This window comes from Burkholderia pyrrocinia (assembly GCF_003330765.1).
GTDB classification, from domain to species: Bacteria; Pseudomonadota; Gammaproteobacteria; order Burkholderiales; family Burkholderiaceae; genus Burkholderia; species Burkholderia pyrrocinia_B.
The window spans coordinates 3,216,342-3,235,776 of the sequence record NZ_CP024903.1 but is presented as its reverse complement, the minus strand read 5'-3'; the positions used below and the strand labels follow the sequence as shown (position 1 = coordinate 3,235,776).

Sequence of the window (19,435 nt, the reverse complement as noted above, 5' to 3'; positions counted from 1 at the left end):
CGGGCGCAAGGGGATCACCACGGTACGAAACTGAAGGGACAGAGGTGAGCATGCAATACGATTCAACTGCCGGTCCGGTCCGTGACGGCGAATATTCCGAAGGTACGTACCGGATGGTCGCATTCCGGGTCATGCCTTTTCTGATGCTGTGCTACGTCACCGCATATCTCGATCGCATCAACATCGGCTTCGCAAAGCTGCGGATGCTGTCGGATCTCGGGTTGACGGACGCAGCGTACGGACTGGGAGCCGGTCTGTTCTTCATCGGCTATTTTCTGTTCGAGGTACCGAGCAACGTGCTGATGGCGAAGATCGGTGCGAAACGGACCATCTCGCGAATCATGATTCTTTGGGCGCTGATCTCGGCGGCCTTTGCGTTCGTTTCGACGCCGGCTCGGTTTTACATGCTTCGCTTTCTGCTCGGCGTGGCCGAGGCCGGCTTTTACCCCGGCATCATTCTGTATCTGACGTATTGGTTTCCGTCCGCGCGCCGCGCGAAGATGGTGGCGCTCTTCGTCGGTGCGGTGCCTTTGTCCGGCATGATCGGTGCGCCGGTATCGGGTGCGATCATGTCGGCGCTCGAGGGCGCGCATGGTCTGGCGGGATGGCAATGGCTTTTTGTCATCGAAGCGATACCGTCGTTTGCGCTCGGGCTGCTGACGCTCGTATTCCTCGACGATGGTCCGGGGTCGGCTCGTTGGTTGCCGGATCGGGACAGACGATTCATCGAGCGCGAGCTGGAGGCGGATCGTCGGGCGATAGACGGACAGGGCGCCGGGATGAGCCTGCGGCAGACGGTGACGGACCGCAAGGTCTGGCACATGACGCTCATCTGCTTCTGCTCGGCGATCTGCTCGTACGGCGTTTCGTTCTGGTTGCCTACGCTGATTGCGCAGCTCGCGCCAGGCGACGTCTTGCGCATCGGGTTCTATACGTCGGTACCGTTCAGCGCGGCGTTCGTCGGGATGTATCTGATCGGTCGCAGCTCCGATAAACTTCGCGAACGCCGCTGGCATCTCGTCGTGCCGTTTTTGTGCGTGATTGCGGGGCTCGTCACGAGCGTGTTCGCACGCGGTGCGCCGGCGATCGCCTTGGCAGCGTTGTGTGTCGCGGCCGTGGGCGCGTACAGTACGACGTCGATGCTGTTCTCGATTCCCGGATTGTTCCTGACGGGGATAGGCATGGCCGCAGGTGTCGCGTTCATCAACTGCGTCGGCGGGTTGGGCGGGTTCGTGAGTCCCTATGTCGTGGGCGTCGTCAAGGACATGACCGGCAGCACCGATTACGGCGTTTTCTTTATTTCGACGATGGCCGCAATCGGCGTGGTGCTGACTCTGGGCCTTCCGAAGAAGCTCGTCAATCGTTGAGATCGATGCGCGTCGACACCCGTTGCGTCTGAACGATTGCGGGCGGGGCAATTTTCTTCATGTTCGACGTGAACAGAGCAGATGATCAATCTGAAAAGCCTGGAAACCTTCTACTGGGTCGCCACCCTCAACAGCTTTCATAAGGCGGCGACCAAGATGCACACGACGCAATCGGCCGTGTCGCACCGGATTTCCGGGCTCGAGGACGATCTGGGCGTGCTGTTGTTCGAGCGAGCGGCGCGAACCATCCGGTTGACACCCCGCGGCCGAACGCTGCTGGATTATGCGGAGCGGTTTCTGGCGCTCGAGTCCGAACTGATTTCGGCTATCGCGAGTCCTCAGACGTTGTCCGGCGTGGTTCGGCTGGGCGCCGCCGAAACCATCGTTCATATGTGGCTCACGGAGTTCATCGAGCGTGTGCACCGTGAGCATCCGGGTATCGTCATCGACATCGTGGTCGACATTACGCCGGCGCTTCGCGACGCGCTCAAGTCAGGCGAGATCGATATGGCGTTTCTGCTGGCGGGGCCCGTTGTGGATCCCGATTTCGTCGAAGTGCCGCTGTGCAGGTATCCGGTCGACTTCCTCGTGTCCCCGGATCTCGATGTCGGCGACGGCCCGTTGACGCCGCAGGTGCTCGCTCGCTTCCCGATCATCACGCTGCCGAAGCGGACTCATCCCTACATCACGCTGAGAAACGCCATTGCAACCCGGGACAAGCCTTCTCCGCGAATCTTCGCGAACTGGTCGCTGTCGACGATCGTGAAGATGGCGGTCGACAGGATCGGCATTGCCGTGATGCCCGGCGCGGTTGCCCGGCACGAACTCGAGACGGGCGAACTCGTCGCGAAGGCGTCGACGCTCACGCTGGACGATTTCGTATTCAGTGCGGCATACCCCCGCGGACTCGACATGCGGATCTACGAAATCCTGACCGCTTTGGCGCTTGAAGCGTCTGCGTCGACGCTCGCGTAACCGCGTTCCCGGATATCCGGCCAGCCACCCGCAGGGTGGCTTCTGCTGTCTCTCTCAACGGCCGGCGTCGTGGCTGCCCCGCAGCGGTCATCGTTTCCCGACGGGCCATGGATGCAATCGTCCGACCCGCATCAAATGGGGTTGCATCACGACGAATCCCGCCTTCCTGCGAAGTTTGGCGATTTTTATCATCCTTTGGGTGGACGAGGGACGCGCGCGTCATTTCTAGAATGAAATCAAATGCCGGGATACGCGATGTCACCGCCCGGCTTGACGCGATTCGCACGTCGCAAGCCTTTTGGCGAGTCTCCAACGAAGAGCCGCATGGCGACGTCAGTTCGACCGACAAACAGGCTGTTGATCACGGGCTCTCGCAAGAGAGCGGGACAGGAGGGACGTCTATGACCGATACAAGCGAGAAGAGGGTGGCCTCGATGAGCGCGTCGGTGCGCTATGACGCTTCGGAAAAGCAGAAGGCACAGGCTAAAACGGCGCGCATTCCAATCAAGATCGTCCCGATCGAGCCACTTCGCAAACCACGGTGGATCCGTGCCCAAGTTGCGACGCCGAATACGCGCTTTTTCGAGATCAAGACGATCCTGCGCGAGCACAACCTGCACACCGTGTGCGAGGAAGCGAGCTGCCCGAACATCGGCGAATGCTTCGGCAAGGGCACCGCGACGTTCATGATCATGGGCGACAAGTGCACGCGCCGCTGCCCGTTCTGCGACGTCGGCCACGGCCGCCCCGATCCGCTCGACGCCGATGAACCGAAGAACCTCGCGCGCACGATCGGCGCGCTGAAGCTCAAGTACGTGGTGATCACGAGCGTCGACCGCGACGACCTGCGCGACGGCGGTGCGGCCCACTTCGTCGAGTGCATCCGCGAAGTGCGCGAGCAGTCGCCGGAAACGCGCATCGAGATCCTGACGCCGGATTTCCGCGGCCGTCTCGATCGCGCGATCTCGATCCTGAACGCCGCGCCGCCCGACGTGATGAACCACAACCTCGAAACGGTGCCGCGCCTGTACAAGGAAGCGCGCCCGGGTTCGGACTACGCGCACTCGCTGAAGCTCCTGAAGGACTTCAAGGCGCTGCATCCGGACGTCGCGACGAAGTCGGGCCTGATGGTCGGCCTCGGCGAGACGGAAGAGGAAATCCTGCAGGTGATGCGCGACCTGCGCGCGCACGACGTCGACATGCTGACGATCGGGCAGTACCTGCAGCCGTCCGAGCACCACCTGCCGGTGCGTGCGTACATGCATCCGGATACCTTCAAGATGTATGAGGAAGAGGCGTACAAGATGGGCTTCACGCACGCGGCCGTCGGCGCGATGGTGCGTTCGAGCTATCACGCGGATTTGCAGGCACATGAGGCAGGCATTGCGTGAAGGGACGATTCCTGTGCCCGTGATAAGGATCGGTTATCGAAAAACATCGTCAACGGCAATTGGACCTGATCAATTTGGCGGTGGACGATGGCCCGCGATACGAACTGACCTGAGTACTGTGTCGGCACGCAGTTGACGACGACTGTTCAGACACACGAACGATCGCGGTGCTATGCAGCGCAAGTTCGACAATGCTGGCGAAATGTTGAAGGGGTAAAGAGATGGAGGTGGAGATGGAGATGAAACTGAATATGGACGACGTTCAAATAGAAACGTCTCCGCAGAAGAAGCTGTCGGGCAGCATGGGGGCCGTCGGTCTGGCGCTTACCGTGCTCGCGTTCTCGGCCCCGTTGACAACCGTATCGGGTTACATCCCGTTCGCGTTGATGTTCGGGGGAGTCGGCAGCCCAGTGATATTCATATTGACGACGCTTGTATTGCTGCTGTTTTCCGTCGGCTATGTGACGCTCAACAATATCGTGAAGCGCCCCGGCGACTTCTATGCGTTCATCAGCTATGGCATCGGAAAGTCAACGGGCCTCGGTTCCGGCATTCTTGCCGCGGTCTCGTACTTTCTGCTCCTCGCCGGCGTCACATCATTCTTCGGCGTATCGTGCTCCGATCTCGTGCACGACATGACCGGCGCGTCGATTCCGTGGTACTGGCCGACGCTCGCATGCTGGCTGGTGGTTTCGATGCTGGGATACCTTCATGTGGAGCTGTCCGCGAAGGTGCTGACGTGGGTGATGATTCTCGAGATCGTCGTCTGTCTGGCATTTTCGTTCGGTGTGCTGGCGAAAGGCGGAGTGCCTGGTGTTTCTGCATCCGCTCCCTTCATGCCGAGCCAACTGGCGAACAGTACCAACGTGCCGTTCTGCATGTTGTTCACCGTGTCGTTCTTCATGGGATTCGAGGCCACCGCGTTGTTTCGCGACGAAGTGAAAATGCCGGACCGGACGATTCCGCGTGCGACGTATGGCGCAGTCATTTTTATCGGCGCGATCTACACGCTGTGTGCGTACGCGATGATCATGGCCTACGGACCGGAGGTTCAGTCGATCGCGGCCAAGACGCCCGCGGCAATGTTCCCTGACGCCTTCGCGAAATTTGTGAGCCCTGGCCTGCACCTGATCGTTTCGGTGCTGGTGATGACGTCGGCGTTTGCGGCGAGCTTGTCCACGCAGAACGTGCTTTCGCGCTATATGCACAACCTTGGCACGGACGGCGCGCTTCCCCGCTTCCTCGGCAAGGTGCATGCGAAGCACGAGTCTCCGTATCTTGCTTCGATGACCGTCTCGGTCATGGTGTTGTGCGTGCTGATGCCGTTCATCCTGATGGGCGCCAAACCCGATCTGCTGTATGGGCAACTCTCCGGTGTCGGGACGTCGGGAATCATCATTCTGATGACTATCGTCAACCTCTCGTCGTTGGTCTGGTACGTTCGTCGAGGCCGGCAACAGGGCGTGAGCTTCGCCAAGTCATTTCTTGCGCCGGCGATTTCGTCCGTATTCTTCATTGCGTTGGTTTATCTTGTGGCAGCACACTTCGACGTGCTCGCGGGTGGCGACCCGGGGCAGTACGTGTGGATGTTCTACTGCCTGATCGGTGTGCAGGTTGGGGGCATGGCACTTGCCCAATACTTCAAGCACCGGCGCCCCGAAGTCTTCGAATGCCTTGGGCGCAGTCAGAACGGTTGACGATCACGACAAGCCAGGACTCATCGAGTCCTGGCTTTTCTTGTGCAAAGCAAGCGCGGCGCGTTGCCTACCGCCCTTCGTAACGAGCGGCGACGTTTTGGGCGAGCCCGGCCACGATCGAACTCAGCGGCATGTCGGCTCGGCGAACGAAACTGGCGGTGAACGGCATCACCGGCATCTCGTGGCCGGTATCGATGCGGCGCAGCCGGCCGGTCGCCAGATGCTCCGCCACGACGTGATGCGGGATCGCCGCAATGCCGATACCGTCGAGCGTCATCCGGACGATCGATGACAGCGACGAGTTGCCGAAGATCCTCACGTGATGCAGATGAGATCGATCGAACATCTCCTTCAGCTGCATGTACGGACGCGTCGATCGGGAGAACGTGATGATCGGATGCCGTGCGAGGTCATTCAGCGTGAGGTCTCCCGCGTCGCATTCGAAATCCGACGAAACGATCCAACTGATCGGATAGCAGCACAACGGCAAATTCTCTGCGTTGCTCGCATTTACGGGACCCATCAGCAGCGCGACGTCGATCGTGCCGTCGGCAAGGCCCGCGGTGAGATTCGGCGTGGCGTCGACATTGACCTCGAGTGTGATATCGGGGTACTCGACGCTGAGTCGTTTGAGCAGCGTGGACAGCCATGTGTGCACGATCGTGTCCGACGCGCCGAGCTGGACCGTCCCGCTCAGAGCAGTGCGGCCCGCGACGGCCTCTACCATCTCCGCGCTCAGCGAGATCATCTGTTCTGCGTAGATGAGCAACTGCCTGCCCTTGATGGTCAGGAAGCAACCCCGTTTGTCTCGCTCGAACAGGCGCCCTTTCAGTTGCTGTTCGAGTTGCGCGATGCGCGCGGATACAGCCGGCTGAGTCGTGTGCAACCTCTCCGCGGCGCGGTGAAATCCTCCCAGCTGGGCGACGGCGTAAAAGGTCTCCAGGTTTCGAAGATCGATCATGTGACGAACTCCACCCACATAGGGAAAGGCGATTCGATCGCACCTGTCCGGCGCTCGGTTGCCGATCAGATAAAGCGACGCATTTCCCCATTGCGGGGAAGCTTCGGTCGATCATAACGACGAAGGTTTGAGCGCTCAACACCGAACGCCTGAAACCGGCGAAAGCGGACGCGCTGCACATTCTTTCTCCACCTTTAGGTGGACGAACCTCATCAGGCGTCTAACTAGAATTTCAACAACGCTGAACGAACAGCGCGTTCGTGACTGTTGATGCGAGCGTTGATGATCGATTGCGAGTGCGTGGTTCGCGCGTCGACGTGGATCCCGGATCGGGATTCGGTTTTGTGCTCAGGCACTGATAAGAATCGGTGATCGCACGAAATCGCCAATCACAATTGGACCGAGCGAAATTGGCCGGTGACGATTGAAATGGCATGTCGGCACTGCTGTCGCGATATTCGTCGGGCGATCGGGATTTGCAAGAGGGCTGAGTGTGCCGCGTCGAAGCGCGCTGCCACGCACACCATTTAAATAAAGGAGATTGGAATGTCCGCCTTGAAGTTTCCCAGTGAGCGGCTCGTGGACGCTTATCGCGCCATGCGAACGATTCGCCGCTTCGAGGAGCGGGTGATGGACGAAATGTCGACCGGCGACATTCCGGGCAACACCCATCTTTGTGCGGGACAGGAAGCCAGCGCCGTCGGCGTGTGTCTGCACCTGTCGGACAAGGACTACATTTCGTCGACCCATCGCGGGCATGGTCACAGCATTGCCAAGGGATGCGACATCGGCGCAATGATGGCCGAGCTGTTCGGGCGCGCGACGGGAACGTGCGGCGGAAAAGGTGGCTCACAGCACATCGCCGACCTGCGCAAGGGAATGCTGGGTGCGAACGGCATCGTGGCCGGCGGTGCACCGATCACGTGCGGCGCCGCGCTCACGGCGAAGTTGCTCGGTACCGGTGGTGTGGCCGTCGCGTTCGCGGGTGACGGTGCGATGAATGAAGGCGTGATGTCGGAGAGCTTCAATCTCGCGAAGATCTGGATGCTTCCGATTGTCTTTGTGATCGAGGATAACGGCTTCGGCGAGGCTACGGCGAATTCGTTTGTCTCGGCCGGCAGCTTCACCCGGCGCGCGCAGAGCTACGACATTCCGGCCGCCGAAGTGGACGGTACCGATTTTTTCGCGGTCTACCAGGCCGCGGGCCAGGCGATCGATCGTGCACGCAATGGCGGCGGTCCCAGCCTTCTGCAAATCCACGTGCCGCGCTACTACGGTCACTACAGCGGCGATCCCGACAACTATCGCACCCCGGAAGAAAAGAAGGCCATGCGTCAGGAGCGCGATTGCCTGGCCAATTTCCGCAGGCAAGTGCAGGAAGGGTCGCAAGTGGACAGTGGCGAGCTGGACGCGGTAGACGGGCAGATCGAGGTCCAGATCGACGCTGCCGTGAGTGCTGCGCGTGCAGCACCGTTCCCGCCGCTTTCGGCACTGACCGCCGACGTTTACGTGAAGTATCTGTAAGGACCCACTGCAATGGCAAAGAAATCGTTCCGTCAAGCGCTGAATGACGCGCTGCACTCGGAGATGGCGCGGGATCCGCGCGTGATCATGATGGGTGAAGACCTGACCGGTGGTGCAGGCGCCAACGGCGTCAAGGACGCGTGGGGCGGCGCATTCGGTGTGACACGCGGGCTGCTCGAGGCATACGGCCCCGAGCGCATTCGCGATACGCCGATCAGCGAGGCCGCATTCGTTGGCGCAGCTGCTGGCGCAGCCCTCACGGGGCTGCGTCCGATCGCCGAGCTGATGTTCGTCGACTTCGCGGGCGTATGTCTCGACCAGATCATGAATCAGATCGCGAAGTTTCGGTACATGTTCGGCGGCCACGCCAAGACGCCGCTCGTGATTCGCGCGACATACGGGGCCGGCACGCGCTCGGCCGCGCAGCACACGCAGGCCTTCTATCCGATCTTCACGCACATCCCCGGGCTCAAGGTGGTGATCCCGTCGAATCCGTACGACGCGAAAGGCCTGCTGCTCCAGGCGATTCGCGACGACGACCCGGTGATCTTCCTCGAAAACAAGATGCTGTATGACACGACGGGTGAAGTACCCGACGGCGCGTACACGATTCCGTTCGGCGAAGCACGTGTGGTGCGGGACGGGAAAGACGTGCTGATCGTTGCCCTCGGTCGCATGGTCAGCGTAGCCGAGTCGGCCGCGCGCATCCTCGCCGCAGACGGGGTCTCGGCATGCATCATCGATCCGCGCACGACGTCGCCGCTCGACGAGGACACGTTGCTCGAATACACCGAGGACATCGGGCGCGTCGTGATCGTCGACGAGGCGAACCCGCGCTGCAGCGTGGCGACGGATATCTCCGCGCTGTTGGCTGACAAATGCTTCGACTCGCTGAAGGGGCCGATCCGGCGCGTAACGGCGCCGCACACTCCGGTGCCGTACGCGCCGAACCTTGAAGACGCGTACGTACCTTCGCCGGAAGCCGTCGTGAATGCCGTCCAGTCGATTCTGAAGGGGTAATCAATCATGTCGTTCATTGAAGCCGTCACCATCCCCAAGTGGGGGATGACGATGACCGAAGGCACCGTGCTCGAATGGCACGCGAAGGAGGGAGACAAGGTCGAGCGCGGTCAGGAGCTCCTCGAGGTTGAATCCACGAAGGTCAACAACGTGGTGGAAGCGACCGTGTCCGGGATTTTGCGACGCATCGTCATCAACGAAGGTGAAATTGCGCCGGTTGGCGCACTGATCGGCGTCATCGCCGATGCGGAGGCGACCGAGGAGGAAATCGACGCGCTCGTCGCAAGCTACGCGCATCGCCTGAATGCGGGCGACGCTGACGCAGGCGGTGCTGTTGCACCGAAGGTGGTTCCCGTGTCCGGGGGCAGCGTGAATGTGCTGGAGCTCGGCCCCGGAAGCAACGAATCCGTGCTGTTCATTCACGGCTTTGGTGGCGATCTGTCGACCTGGCTTTTCAACCAGGGCTCGCTCGCCGAGCAGTTCCGGACGATTGCGTTGGATCTTCCGGGGCATGGCGCGTCGACGCCGGTTACCGACGGCGACGTGATCAGAAAGATCACCGAGGCCGTCGAGGAAGCTGCCGACGCAGTGACCTCCGGGAAACTGCATCTGGTCGGTCACTCGTTTGGTGGTGCGATCGCCGCCGCCTTTGCGGCCGACAAACCGGCGCGTGTCGCGTCGGTGACGCTTATCGCGCCGATCGGCCTCGGCAAGGAAATCAACCGGTCATTCGTGACTGAATTCGTCGCGGCAGAGCGCCGCCGTCCGCTTCAGGCTGCGCTGGAAAAGCTGTTTGCCGATCCGTCGAAGATCACGAGCGAAATGGTCGAGGGCACGCTTCAGTTCAAGCGTCTGGAAGGCGTCCAGGAGGCGCTGTCCGCCATTGCCGACACCATCGCCGACGAAAACGGTCAGGTTCAGACGATCGGCGCGACGCTCGCGGGGCTCACATGTCCCGTGATGCTGCTCTGGGGCGAGCGCGACGGAATAATCCCGGTCCCGCGGGCCGACAGCCTGCCGTCCACGGTGCAGCTGCGCGTGATTCCGGACGTCGGCCACATGCCGCAAATGGAGGCAGCGTCGGTTGTGAACGATGCGGTGCTGGACAACATCAATCGCGCCCGATAACCGCGCCTGCCGAGCGGCGGGATGCCGATTCGGCGGCGTGGTGCGGTTATCCGCGCAGTGATCTTGAGGAAACTGTGATGTCAGGACGTTTGACAGGCAAGCGGGTACTTCTGACCGGCGGCGTTGCCAATATCGGTCTCGCCATTCTGGAGTCGTTCGTTGCCGAAGGCGCGACGGTGTCGGTCGTCGATATCGACGAAGTCAAGGGCCGCGCACTCGAATCCCGGTTTGGTGACAAGGTGCGCTTTTTCCGAGCGGACATCTCGAGCGAAGAAGAGATCAAGACCGTAATCGGGAAGTCGTCCGAATGGATGCACGGCATCGACACGTTGTGTCTGAATGCCGGCGTCCAGCTCTCCGGGCGCGTCGAGGATTTCAGCACCGAGAACTGGGACAAGGTGTTCAGGATCAACGTGCGGGCCAACTTCATTTTCGCGCGCGAGTCGCTTCGCTACCTGCGAGCCGCGAAGAAGTCATCGATCGTGATGATGTCGTCCCTCGCGGGCAAGCGCGGTGGTACTGGCCTCGCATGCTATTCGGCGTCCAAGGCGGCCATCATCGGTCTCACGACCACGCTTGCCATCGAGCTCGCACAGGACGGCGTGCGCGTCAACGCCGTGTGCCCCGGCTGGATCGATACGCCGTTCAATCAACCGGCGATCGATTTCATGGGCGGTCGCGAGAAGCAGGAATCGGTCGTTCGAACGGCCATCCCTCTTGGCCGACAGGCGACGCCGGACGAGGTCGCGCCGCTGTTCGTCTACCTTGCCTCGGACGAGTCGTCCTACGTGACCGCGCAGGCGATCAACGTCGACGGTGGCGCATACAACTGACTCCCGGACAGGATCAGGAGGAGAACAATGAGCAAACAGATCACATGCGAAGCCGCTCGGCGAGCGATTGAGGCGGGCGTCGCCAAAGCGAACGAACTGGCACAGCGCTCGTCGCTGTCAATCGTGGATGCCGGTGGCCATCTTATGGCGTTCGCGCGAGTGAACGACGCAGCGTTTGGCACGATTGAAATTGCGCATAACAAGGCCTATACCGCGGCGGCATTGCGGCTCCCGACCGATTACTGGATGAAAACCGTGCAACCCGGAGCCGAGCTGTACGGGCTCGAGCGCTCGGCGTCCCGTCCGTTGGTCGTGTTCGGCGGCGGCCTGCCGGTGAAAAGCGGCGAGGACGTTATCGGTGGTGTTGGTGTGTCGGGTGGCCCGGAGGAAGCGGACGTTGCGATTGCGCGTGCGATGGTCGCTGCGCTCGGCGAGAACTGAACAATTTCGGGCAAGGGTGCTTTCAATGGAATCGACTGCAGGTACGCGGACGATGTCGGCCGACCAGGTCCGGCTGCTGATTCGCAACGGCAAGTTGCGTGCGCCGACCACGGGATACGCCGATGGATTCATGCAGGCAAATCTGGCAATTCTGCCGAAGATGTATGCAGATGAATTTCGCGAGTTTTGCCGACTCAACCCCAAGAGCTGTCCGTTGGTCGGAGTCGGGCAACCCGGAAACCCGGAGCTGGACGGACTTGGCGCAATCGACATTCGAACCGACGTGCCCCGTTATCGCGTGTATCGGAACGGGGTTCACACCGACACGGTCGACGATCTAGTCGATCTGTGGCGCGACGATCTCGTGACGTTCGCACTCGGTTGCTCGTTTTCATTCGAGAGCGCGATTCTGCAGGCCGGGATCGACATTCGCCACATCAGCGCAAACCGGAACGTGCCGATGTATGTGACGAACATCCAGACGGCAGCCGCGGGGCCGTTTCATGGCCCGATGGTTGTGTCGATGCGTGCGTTCAAGCCTGCCGACGCGATCCAGGCGATTGTGCTGTCGGAGCGGTTTCCGCTCGCGCATGGCGCGCCGGTTCATATCGGCGACCCGGCAACCATCGGGATTCGCGACGTTGCCCGGCCGGAGTTCGGTGATCCGCCGGTGATCGAAGCAGGCGACATTCTCGGCTTCTGGGCCTGCGGGGTAACACCGCAGATGGCACTTCAGGCGGCGAAGCCGGACTTTGCGATCACGCATGAACCGGGGTACATGCTCGTCACGGATTTGCCAGCGAACACGGCAGTCGTGTGAGCAAGGAGTCGTTGCAATGTTCGATGCAGAAATCGCTGCGAAGCTGCTCAATCGCGGAACATCGCAGGCGTCGGACGACTGTGGCATGCAATACCTCGACGTATTGAACGAGGGGCTGCTTGATTTTTCTCACAGGATCGAGCGTCTGGCCGTACAGGACGCCGGTTCCGAAGTTCCTCGCGAAATCGAGTGGCTGACATTCGGCGACGGCTCCCGCGCGTTGCGCATTCGTACGGATGACGTGCAGACGTGTTGGAGCGAATGGGTTTCGATTGCGAAATCGGGTGACATCAAATCGATAAAGAGTGCGAATAAATACATTGCGGCGGAATGAGCAGACGAAACCGTCGCAGTCTGTCCGCAATGGAAATTGACTGATTGGCGAGGAAGCTCGCCGGGAGACACCGATGTCCGAGCATGGCGTTCGATTGGAATGGAATGTCGAGAAGCATCACGAGCGAGAAGGGACCTATAGCCGGGACCACCGGGCGATCATCAGTCCGACGGTGACGATCCCTGTATCCGCGGCCCCCGATTATCTCGGGAACGAAAACCTGGCGGACCCGGAGCAGTTGCTCGTCAACGCACTCGCAAGTTGCCACATGCTGTACTTCCTCGCGCTCTGCGAAGGCAGTGGCTATGCGGTCGAGTCGTACTCTGACAATGCAGTCGGGAAGGTCGAGAAGAGCGCAGAGGGGTTTCACTGGGTATCTGAGATCGTGCTCAGGCCTCGCGCGACCTTCACGTCCGAAAAGCAGCCGAATCAGGCGCAACTCGAGCGACTGCATCACCGTGCCCACAAAGGGTGCTTCATCGCCAATTCGATCAAGTCGAAAGTGGAAATCTATCTCGGCTGAACTGGGACCAGGATCGACTATCAGCCGATCAAAAACCGTAATGAGGAGAGTGAGATGAAAAAGGAAGATCTGGTCGTGGTCGCAACCGTCGTTGCTCGCTCCGGCAGCGAAGACGTGCTGCGCGAAGCGTTGAAGGAGCTGGTGCCGTATGCAAAGACGGAGCCGGGCTTCATTCAATACGATCTTCATGAATCGACCGAGACGCCCGGGCAGTTCGTCTTCTACGAAATCTGGGAGAACGAAGCCGCTCTTGAGACGCATTCGAATACCGAGTTTGCGAAGGCGTTCGGCGCACGGGCGGGGCAATGGATCGAGTCCGTCTCGCTCAGCAAGTTCCGGAAAATCGCGTGAACCTCGCACGAACGCTAGAGCAGCATCGTGTGTTCGTGCATTGAAGGAATCCTGTAGGCAGCGTCATGGTAAGCATTGATTTGAACTGCGATCTCGGTGAGAGCTTCGGCGCTTGGCGGATGGGCGACGATGCGGCGATGCTCGACATCGTGACTAGCGCAAATGTTGCTTGCGGTTTTCATGCCGGCGATCCGGCGGGGATCTATACCGTGCTGCATGAAGCGGCACGGCGCGGTGTCGCCGTCGGCGCGCACGTCGGTTATCGCGACCTGGTGGGTTTCGGGCGTCGCAACATGCAGCCATCCCGTGCAGAACTGACGGGCGACGTGATCTACCAGATCGGTGCACTGCAGGGGCTTGCAAAAGCCGCGGGCACGTCGATTCGCTACGTGAAGCCCCATGGTGCGCTGTACAACACGATCGCGCACGATACCTACCAGGCGGCGGCCGTCATCGACGCGATTCGGGCGATCGATCCGACGCTCGTACTGATGACGCTGGCCGGCGCACCCGTCGCGGATCAGGCCCGTGAAGCCGGCCTCGCCGTCGTCAGCGAGACGTTTGCCGACCGGGCGTACAACGTGGATGGAAGCCTCGTGAATCGCCGCATGGAAGGGGCGGTCATTCATGATCCGAACGTCGTTGCACGTCGCATGCTGCGGTTCGTGCAGGAGGGTGTCGTGACGGCAATCGATGGAACGGACATCACCGTCGATGCCCAGTCGATCTGCATTCACGGAGACAACCCGTCGGCCGTTGCGACCGCTCGTCTGCTGCAAACGCAACTCGCGGCGCGTGGCGTTGCACTTCGGCCGTTTGCCGGAGCGTGCAGGGGAGAGAACCGTGCGTGAGCAGATGCGCATCCTTTCGGCCGGCTCCGCCGGCGTTCTGGTCGAGCTCGAGAGTCTCGAAATGACGCTGGCGATTCTCGACCGGCTGCTCGCGAGCGAAGTGGAGGGAGTCGACGAGGTCATTCCGGGTGCGCGTACCGTGCTGGTTCGCTTCGACCCGGTCGTCATCGATCGTGCGGCGCTGATCGGACGGCTCGGGCAGCTCGACGTGTCCGTTCGTCGGGAGCGTAGCGGGAGCACGTTCGATATCCCGGTTTCCTACGACGGGGAGGATCTTGGCGAGGTCGCCGAGCTGCTGGGATGGTCCGTGGCGGAACTCGTCCAGCGGCACCTGGATGCAGTCCACTCGGTCGCGTTTACCGGATTCGCGCCGGGGTTTGCCTATATGACCACTGACGATCCGGGATTCGATGTCCCGCGGCGCAAAACACCTCGTGTGCGTATCCCGGCGGGCTCGGTCGCGATCGCGGGCAAATTCAGCGGAATCTATCCGTCGGATAGCCCCGGCGGATGGCAGCTTCTCGGTACGACGCAGGTGCCGATGTGGGACCCGGCGCGTCCGCGTGCGGCATTGCTCGCGCCCGGCGATCGCGTCCGCTTTCTCGACGCGAAGAAAGGCGCGGCCGTTCCGGTATCGCGGCGACGGGAGCCGGCGCCGGTGCGCCAGGTTTCAGCCAGCGGCATCGTGGTCACGCGTGCGGATCGCCCGGTGTTGTACCAGGATCTCGGTCGGCCTCGACAGGCTGACCAGGGTGTCTCCGTGTGCGGTGCCGTCGATAGCGCCGCGCTACGGACCGCGAACGCCTGTGTCGGCAATCCCGACAGTAGCGCCGCGCTCGAAGTGACGTTCGGCGGTCTTTCGCTGGTGCCCGATCGTGCGGTGACCCTGGCGGTGACGGGGGCGTCGTGCCCGATTTCGATTCGCGACGCGAATGGCCACGTGACAGTTGCCCCCCACTCGCGACCTTTTGCCGTCGATGCGGGCGAGGAAGTCACGCTCGACATTCCCGGCCGCGGCATGCGGAGCTATGTCGCACTGCGCGGCGGGTTTGTCGTCGCGCGCACGTTGGGATCCGCGTCGACCGACACGCTTTCGAGGATCGGCCCGGCGCCGATTGCCCGTGGCGATGTTCTCGTTCCGGCCGACGAAGCGGCTACGTTCGTCGAGCCCGAGCCGCTGGCCGTGCGGCCGCTTCCGTGCGCCGGCGACGTCATCGAGGTCGATGTCGTCCCGGGGCCGCGCACCGATTGGTTTACCGATGAAAGCGTCGCACGGTTTCTGTCGCAGGAATGGCATGTCACGTCCGAGTCGAGCCGCGTCGGCATGCGGCTGTCGGGTGACCTGCCGCTGCAGCGGCGCGATGACGCGGAGCTGCCGTCGGAAGGCACGCTGTTCGGATCGATTCAGGTGCCGCACAGCGGGCAGCCGGTGCTGTTTCTGACCGATCACCCCGTCACCGGTGGGTATCCGGTGATTGCCGTGGTCGCGGCCAATCATCTGGGCATGCTCGGACAGATTCCGATCGGCGCCCGCATTCGCTTCAACCCGATATCCGCATTCGATCCGCAAGTGAAGGAACTCGTTCGATGAAGAAGCTGCTCATCGCAAATCGTGGCGAAATCGCCATTCGCGTCATTCGTGCCGCGCGCGACTACAACGTGACGTCGGTCGCAATTTACTCGGACGCCGATGCCGGTTCGCTGCATGCCGAACTGGCCGACGAAGCGTACGGGTTGGGTGCCGGTCGCCCGGCGGACACCTATCTTGACATCGCGAAGATTCTGGCGATCGCACGTCGCTCCGGTGCCGATGCGATTCACCCCGGCTACGGCTTCTTGTCCGAGCGTGCGGAATTCGCTCAGGCGGTCATTGATGCCGGGTTGATCTGGGTCGGCCCGTCACCGGAGGTCATCACCGCACTCGGCGACAAGGTGCAGGCTCGACGTATCGCATCGAAGGTAGGCGCGCCGCTGGTCAAGGGATCCGACGGGCCGTTGCACAGTGCGTCGGACGCGGTAGCTTTCGCGCGGGAAGCCGGCTTGCCGCTGGCGATCAAGGCGGCGTTCGGCGGCGGCGGTCGCGGTATGAAGATCGTCCGGCGAATGGAGGATGTCGCGGAAATGTTCGATTCGGCCGTCCGTGAGGCGACGGAAGCGTTCGGCCGGGGCGATTGCTACGCCGAGCAATTTCTCGATCGTCCGCGCCACATCGAGGCGCAGATCCTCGCCGACCATCATGGCAACACCGTTGTTCTCGGAACGCGCGACTGTTCGCTTCAACGTCGAAACCAGAAGCTCGTGGAGGAGGCACCCGCGCCTTTTATCACCAATGACCAGCGATCGCGCATTCACGACTCGGCGCGACGGATATGTGCTGAAGCCGGCTATACGGGGGCGGGCACGGTCGAGTTTCTGCTTTCTCAAGACGGGGTCATCTCGTTTCTCGAAGTGAATACGAGGTTGCAGGTCGAGCATCCGGTGACGGAGGAAACCACCGGAGTCGACATCGTGATCGAGCAACTGCGCATCGCGGACGGCCTTCCTGTCTCGACAACGGCCACGCCGGAGCCACGCGGTCACGCAATCGAATTTCGTATCAACGCGGAGGACCCGGGGCGCGGCTTCTTGCCGACACCTGGTGCGATCACGCGTTTTCGTCCACCAGCAGGCCCCGGCGTGCGGCTCGACTCCGGCGTCGAATCCGGCTCGCAGATTCCGGGACTGTATGACTCGCTGATGGCCAAGCTGGTGATTACCGGTGAGACGCGGCAACAAGCGCTGACTCGTGCGCGTCGAGCGCTCGCCGAATTCAGAATCGAGGGCGTGGCATCGGTACTGCCTTTCCATCGAGCGGTGCTCGAGGACAAGAGCTTCACCGGCGAAGATGGATTCAGGATCCATACCAACTGGATCGAAACGGAGTTCGGCGGTGTCGATCCTTCTGCGCGCGTCGCGCCGGCTGAGGGCGGCGTGCTGCAGAGCTTCATCGAGATTGACGGAAAGCGTCACACGATCGGCCTGCCTGTGTCGCTGTTCGCGAACCTGGGTGCCCCGCGTGCGTTCGACGATGCGGCGAACACGGAGGAGCGTGCCGATATCGTGACGGCGCCGGTGCCGGGAACGTTGCAGAAGTGGCTCGTGGAAGACGGTTCGACGGTCGCAAAAGGTGATGGTGTCGCCATCATGGAGGCAATGAAGATGGAGATGCGTGTCGTCGCACCGAAAGGCGGGCGAATCCGGATCCATGGGGCATCGGGAAGTCCGGTCGCGGCGGGCGAGAAGATCGCGGTTATCGAGTAAGGAGCGAAGGAGACATTGAATCGAGCTTGAACTGTCGAGACGCGGAAGATATACGCCGTGTAATTTGGAATCCTGAGTAACTGGCGAAAAATCAAATTTTTTGTCGGAAGAGTCAAGAAATCGGCTGAGTGCGTCACGAGTACGACAGCCTTAATGGAGGAAAACCGTGAAAAAACTGAATGTCGCTCTGGTAGGCACTGGCTTCATGGGCAAGGCCCACTCCATCGCTACTGCCGTGGTGCCGATTTTGTTCGGCTCGCCGGTGGAGATCGAGCGCAAGGTCGTGGTCGACATCGACGACGAACTCGCGCGCAATGCAGCTGCGCAATACGGGTTCGCCGAACATGCGACGGACTGGCGCGAAGTCGTGTCGCGCCCGGATATCGATATCGTCGATATCTGCACGCCGAACGACACGCACGCGGCTATCGCGATCGCTGCCGCGAAGGCGGGCAAGCACGTGATGTGCGAGAAGCCGATGGCCATGACGGTGGCCGACGCGGAGGCCATGTATGCAGCCGCGAAGGAAACGGGCGTAGTAACGATGATCTCGTACAACTATCGCCACACGCCGGCACTGCAGATGGCCAAGCGCCTGATCGACGAGGGGCGTATCGGCGAGATCCTGACGTTCCGTGGCTACTACCTGCAGGACTGGGGCGCCGATCCGAGCACGCCGCTGTCGTGGCGCTTCAACAAGGAGAAGGCCGGCTCGGGGACGCTAGGCGATATCGGTACGCACGTCATCGACGCAGCGCGCCTGCTCGTCGGCGAGTTCGAATCGGTGAATTCGATCGTCAAGACCTTCATCGCCGAGCGGCCCCTTCCGGCCGGTCGCTTCTTCGGCCCGGCAGGTCAGGCGTCATCCGAAAAGGGCAAGGTCGACGTCGACGACATGGCCATGACGATGATCAAGTTCACCAACGGCGTGTGCGGGACGATCGAAGTGACGCGCAATGCGTGGGGCCACCACAACCAGCTCGGCTTTGAAATCCACGGCACCCGCGGTTCGATTGCGTTCGATTATCAGCGCCTGAACGAGTTGCGTGTGGCATTCGCTGATGATCCGTCGGACGCGTTCGGCTTCCGCACGATCTATTCGGGCCCGCATCAGCCGTTCGGCGACAAGCTGTGGCCGGTTGCCGGGATGGGGCAGGGCTACATCGATATCAAGTCGATCGAGTGGTACAACTTCCTGCAGGCAATCGCCGGGAACAAGCCCGCCGCACCGAACTTCGAAGACGGCGTTCAGATCGAGCGCATCGCAGACGCGATCCTCGTGTCGGGGCAAAGCGGCGTGTGGGAACACGTCCAGCAGCCGACTCGCGGATAACACGGCTGCCGCCTGAAGTCGTGCTGAGACGGTGAGCTTCTTCGGGAGCGGCAAATCTGTCAGGCGGCCCGTCGGCAAGAAATCCGACGGGCGCCTTTTCATCCACTACCAACGTTGAAGCATCACCGTCAAGGCGGCGAATCGCGATAGATCCGGATGCGGCCGTCAGGGCGGCCACATTAAAACGACAGCGTGTCAATAGATCGGAGGCAGTAGATGACGTTGGCAATTGGGGTGATCGGCGTCGGTGTAATGGGATCGGAGCACGCGCGCATTTTGCGTGAAGAGACGTCGGGAGCGGAGCTGATCGCCGTTTGCGATGCACACGAAGGGCGCGCGCGTGAGGCCATCAGGGTCGTCGACGCGGAAATCGCGAAAGGCCGCAGGCTGGTCCAGGTTGGTTACATGCGTCGTTTTGACCAACCGTACCTCGAGATGAAGCACGCCATCGGAGACGGCGAGATCGGTGCACCGGTTGTCGTGCACAACATCCACCGCAATCCCGTCGCGCCGGATTGGTTCAATGGCCCGATGTCCCTCCGCGAGCGGAGGGTTGTGCCGGTCGTATACGGTTCCTGAGACACGA

General features: G+C 61.4%; 19 protein-coding genes. 18 read left to right on the top strand and 1 reads right to left on the bottom strand.

The window, feature by feature from the left end:
- Positions 1–50: 50 nt before the first annotated feature.
- From CUJ89_RS32345 to CUJ89_RS32330, 4 genes are all read left to right on the top strand, one after another.
- Positions 51–1,367, top strand: coding sequence for an MFS transporter (locus CUJ89_RS32345; RefSeq protein ID WP_201752356.1), 1,317 nt, complete (start codon positions 51–53; stop codon positions 1,365–1,367).
- An 81-nt stretch (positions 1,368–1,448) separates the two neighbouring features.
- The gene (locus CUJ89_RS32340; protein WP_236655021.1) at positions 1,449–2,342 is read left to right on the top strand and encodes a LysR family transcriptional regulator; all 894 of its coding nucleotides are present in this window, start codon (positions 1,449–1,451) and stop codon (positions 2,340–2,342) included.
- 401 nt (positions 2,343–2,743) lie between these two features.
- Positions 2,744–3,733, top strand: a complete 990-nt coding sequence (gene lipA / locus CUJ89_RS32335) for a lipoyl synthase (RefSeq protein ID WP_114181287.1) — start codon at positions 2,744–2,746, stop codon at positions 3,731–3,733.
- Positions 3,734–3,966: 233 nt separating this feature from the next.
- Positions 3,967–5,430: an APC family permease gene (locus CUJ89_RS32330; protein WP_236655020.1), complete on the top strand. Its 1,464-nt coding sequence runs from the start codon at positions 3,967–3,969 to the stop codon at positions 5,428–5,430.
- 67 nt (positions 5,431–5,497) lie between these two features.
- On the opposite strand, the gene CUJ89_RS32325 is transcribed toward CUJ89_RS32330, so the two are convergent.
- On the bottom strand, positions 5,498–6,391 hold the full coding sequence (locus tag CUJ89_RS32325; RefSeq protein ID WP_114181285.1) for a LysR family transcriptional regulator: 894 nt from the start codon (positions 6,389–6,391) through the stop codon (positions 5,498–5,500).
- A gap of 546 nt (positions 6,392–6,937) precedes the next feature.
- On the opposite strand from CUJ89_RS32325, the gene CUJ89_RS32320 reads away from it, so the two are divergent.
- From CUJ89_RS32320 to CUJ89_RS32255, 14 genes are all read left to right on the top strand, one after another.
- Positions 6,938–7,915: a thiamine pyrophosphate-dependent dehydrogenase E1 component subunit alpha gene (locus CUJ89_RS32320; protein ID WP_114181284.1), complete on the top strand. Its 978-nt coding sequence runs from the start codon at positions 6,938–6,940 to the stop codon at positions 7,913–7,915.
- Positions 7,916–7,927: 12 nt separating this feature from the next.
- The gene (locus CUJ89_RS32315; protein ID WP_114181283.1) at positions 7,928–8,935 is read left to right on the top strand and encodes an alpha-ketoacid dehydrogenase subunit beta; all 1,008 of its coding nucleotides are present in this window, start codon (positions 7,928–7,930) and stop codon (positions 8,933–8,935) included.
- A 6-nt stretch (positions 8,936–8,941) separates the two neighbouring features.
- Positions 8,942–10,063, top strand: a complete 1,122-nt coding sequence (locus CUJ89_RS32310; protein WP_114181282.1) for an acetoin dehydrogenase dihydrolipoyllysine-residue acetyltransferase subunit — start codon at positions 8,942–8,944, stop codon at positions 10,061–10,063.
- A gap of 77 nt (positions 10,064–10,140) precedes the next feature.
- The gene (locus CUJ89_RS32305; RefSeq protein WP_114181281.1) at positions 10,141–10,896 is read left to right on the top strand and encodes an SDR family NAD(P)-dependent oxidoreductase; all 756 of its coding nucleotides are present in this window, start codon (positions 10,141–10,143) and stop codon (positions 10,894–10,896) included.
- A gap of 27 nt (positions 10,897–10,923) precedes the next feature.
- Positions 10,924–11,337: a GlcG/HbpS family heme-binding protein gene (locus tag CUJ89_RS32300; RefSeq protein WP_114181280.1), complete on the top strand. Its 414-nt coding sequence runs from the start codon at positions 10,924–10,926 to the stop codon at positions 11,335–11,337.
- Between the two features lie 52 nt (positions 11,338–11,389).
- On the top strand, positions 11,390–12,157 hold the full coding sequence (locus CUJ89_RS32295) for a putative hydro-lyase (RefSeq protein ID WP_201752355.1): 768 nt from the start codon (positions 11,390–11,392) through the stop codon (positions 12,155–12,157).
- A gap of 16 nt (positions 12,158–12,173) precedes the next feature.
- Complete coding sequence (locus tag CUJ89_RS32290; RefSeq protein WP_201752354.1) at positions 12,174–12,491, top strand: hypothetical protein; 318 nt, start codon at positions 12,174–12,176, stop codon at positions 12,489–12,491.
- Positions 12,492–12,564: 73 nt separating this feature from the next.
- Positions 12,565–13,014, top strand: coding sequence for an OsmC family protein (locus tag CUJ89_RS32285; protein ID WP_114181278.1), 450 nt, complete (start codon positions 12,565–12,567; stop codon positions 13,012–13,014).
- 54 nt (positions 13,015–13,068) lie between these two features.
- Complete coding sequence (locus CUJ89_RS32280; RefSeq protein WP_114181277.1) at positions 13,069–13,365, top strand: putative quinol monooxygenase; 297 nt, start codon at positions 13,069–13,071, stop codon at positions 13,363–13,365.
- Positions 13,366–13,430: 65 nt separating this feature from the next.
- The gene (locus CUJ89_RS32275; protein ID WP_114181276.1) at positions 13,431–14,216 is read left to right on the top strand and encodes a LamB/YcsF family protein; all 786 of its coding nucleotides are present in this window, start codon (positions 13,431–13,433) and stop codon (positions 14,214–14,216) included.
- Entirely contained in the window at positions 14,209–15,807 is a 1,599-nt protein-coding gene (locus CUJ89_RS32270) for an urea amidolyase family protein (RefSeq protein ID WP_114181275.1), read from the top strand. The genes CUJ89_RS32275 and CUJ89_RS32270 overlap by 8 nt, the downstream gene beginning before the upstream one ends.
- On the top strand, positions 15,804–17,516 hold the full coding sequence (locus tag CUJ89_RS32265; protein ID WP_114181274.1) for an acetyl/propionyl/methylcrotonyl-CoA carboxylase subunit alpha: 1,713 nt from the start codon (positions 15,804–15,806) through the stop codon (positions 17,514–17,516). Before CUJ89_RS32270 ends, CUJ89_RS32265 begins: the two co-directional genes overlap by 4 nt.
- Before the next feature lie 166 nt (positions 17,517–17,682).
- A complete protein-coding gene (locus CUJ89_RS32260) occupies positions 17,683–18,849 on the top strand; it encodes a Gfo/Idh/MocA family protein (RefSeq protein ID WP_114181273.1) in 1,167 nt (388 codons plus the stop codon).
- A 216-nt stretch (positions 18,850–19,065) separates the two neighbouring features.
- On the top strand, positions 19,066–19,428 hold the full coding sequence (locus CUJ89_RS32255) for a Gfo/Idh/MocA family oxidoreductase (protein ID WP_114181272.1): 363 nt from the start codon (positions 19,066–19,068) through the stop codon (positions 19,426–19,428).
- The last annotated feature ends 7 nt before the right edge of the window (positions 19,429–19,435 follow it).

Coding starts and splice junctions, on each gene's coding strand:
- CUJ89_RS32310 (WP_114181282.1), top strand. CDS start 8,942: ATGTCGTTCATTGAAGCCGTCACCATCCCCAAGTGGGGGATGACGATG.
- CUJ89_RS32330 (WP_236655020.1), top strand. CDS start 3,967: ATGGAGATGAAACTGAATATGGACGACGTTCAAATAGAAACGTCTCCG.
- CUJ89_RS32345 (WP_201752356.1), top strand. CDS start 51: ATGCAATACGATTCAACTGCCGGTCCGGTCCGTGACGGCGAATATTCC.
- CUJ89_RS32255 (WP_114181272.1), top strand. CDS start 19,066: ATGACGTTGGCAATTGGGGTGATCGGCGTCGGTGTAATGGGATCGGAG.
- CUJ89_RS32305 (WP_114181281.1), top strand. CDS start 10,141: ATGTCAGGACGTTTGACAGGCAAGCGGGTACTTCTGACCGGCGGCGTT.
- CUJ89_RS32265 (WP_114181274.1), top strand. CDS start 15,804: ATGAAGAAGCTGCTCATCGCAAATCGTGGCGAAATCGCCATTCGCGTC.
- CUJ89_RS32295 (WP_201752355.1), top strand. CDS start 11,390: ATGTCGGCCGACCAGGTCCGGCTGCTGATTCGCAACGGCAAGTTGCGT.
- CUJ89_RS32315 (WP_114181283.1), top strand. CDS start 7,928: ATGGCAAAGAAATCGTTCCGTCAAGCGCTGAATGACGCGCTGCACTCG.
- CUJ89_RS32290 (WP_201752354.1), top strand. CDS start 12,174: ATGTTCGATGCAGAAATCGCTGCGAAGCTGCTCAATCGCGGAACATCG.
- CUJ89_RS32285 (WP_114181278.1), top strand. CDS start 12,565: ATGTCCGAGCATGGCGTTCGATTGGAATGGAATGTCGAGAAGCATCAC.
- CUJ89_RS32275 (WP_114181276.1), top strand. CDS start 13,431: ATGGTAAGCATTGATTTGAACTGCGATCTCGGTGAGAGCTTCGGCGCT.
- CUJ89_RS32340 (WP_236655021.1), top strand. CDS start 1,449: ATGATCAATCTGAAAAGCCTGGAAACCTTCTACTGGGTCGCCACCCTC.
- lipA (WP_114181287.1), top strand. CDS start 2,744: ATGACCGATACAAGCGAGAAGAGGGTGGCCTCGATGAGCGCGTCGGTG.
- CUJ89_RS32300 (WP_114181280.1), top strand. CDS start 10,924: ATGAGCAAACAGATCACATGCGAAGCCGCTCGGCGAGCGATTGAGGCG.
- CUJ89_RS32325 (WP_114181285.1), bottom strand. CDS start 6,391: ATGATCGATCTTCGAAACCTGGAGACCTTTTACGCCGTCGCCCAGCTG.
- CUJ89_RS32280 (WP_114181277.1), top strand. CDS start 13,069: ATGAAAAAGGAAGATCTGGTCGTGGTCGCAACCGTCGTTGCTCGCTCC.
- CUJ89_RS32320 (WP_114181284.1), top strand. CDS start 6,938: ATGTCCGCCTTGAAGTTTCCCAGTGAGCGGCTCGTGGACGCTTATCGC.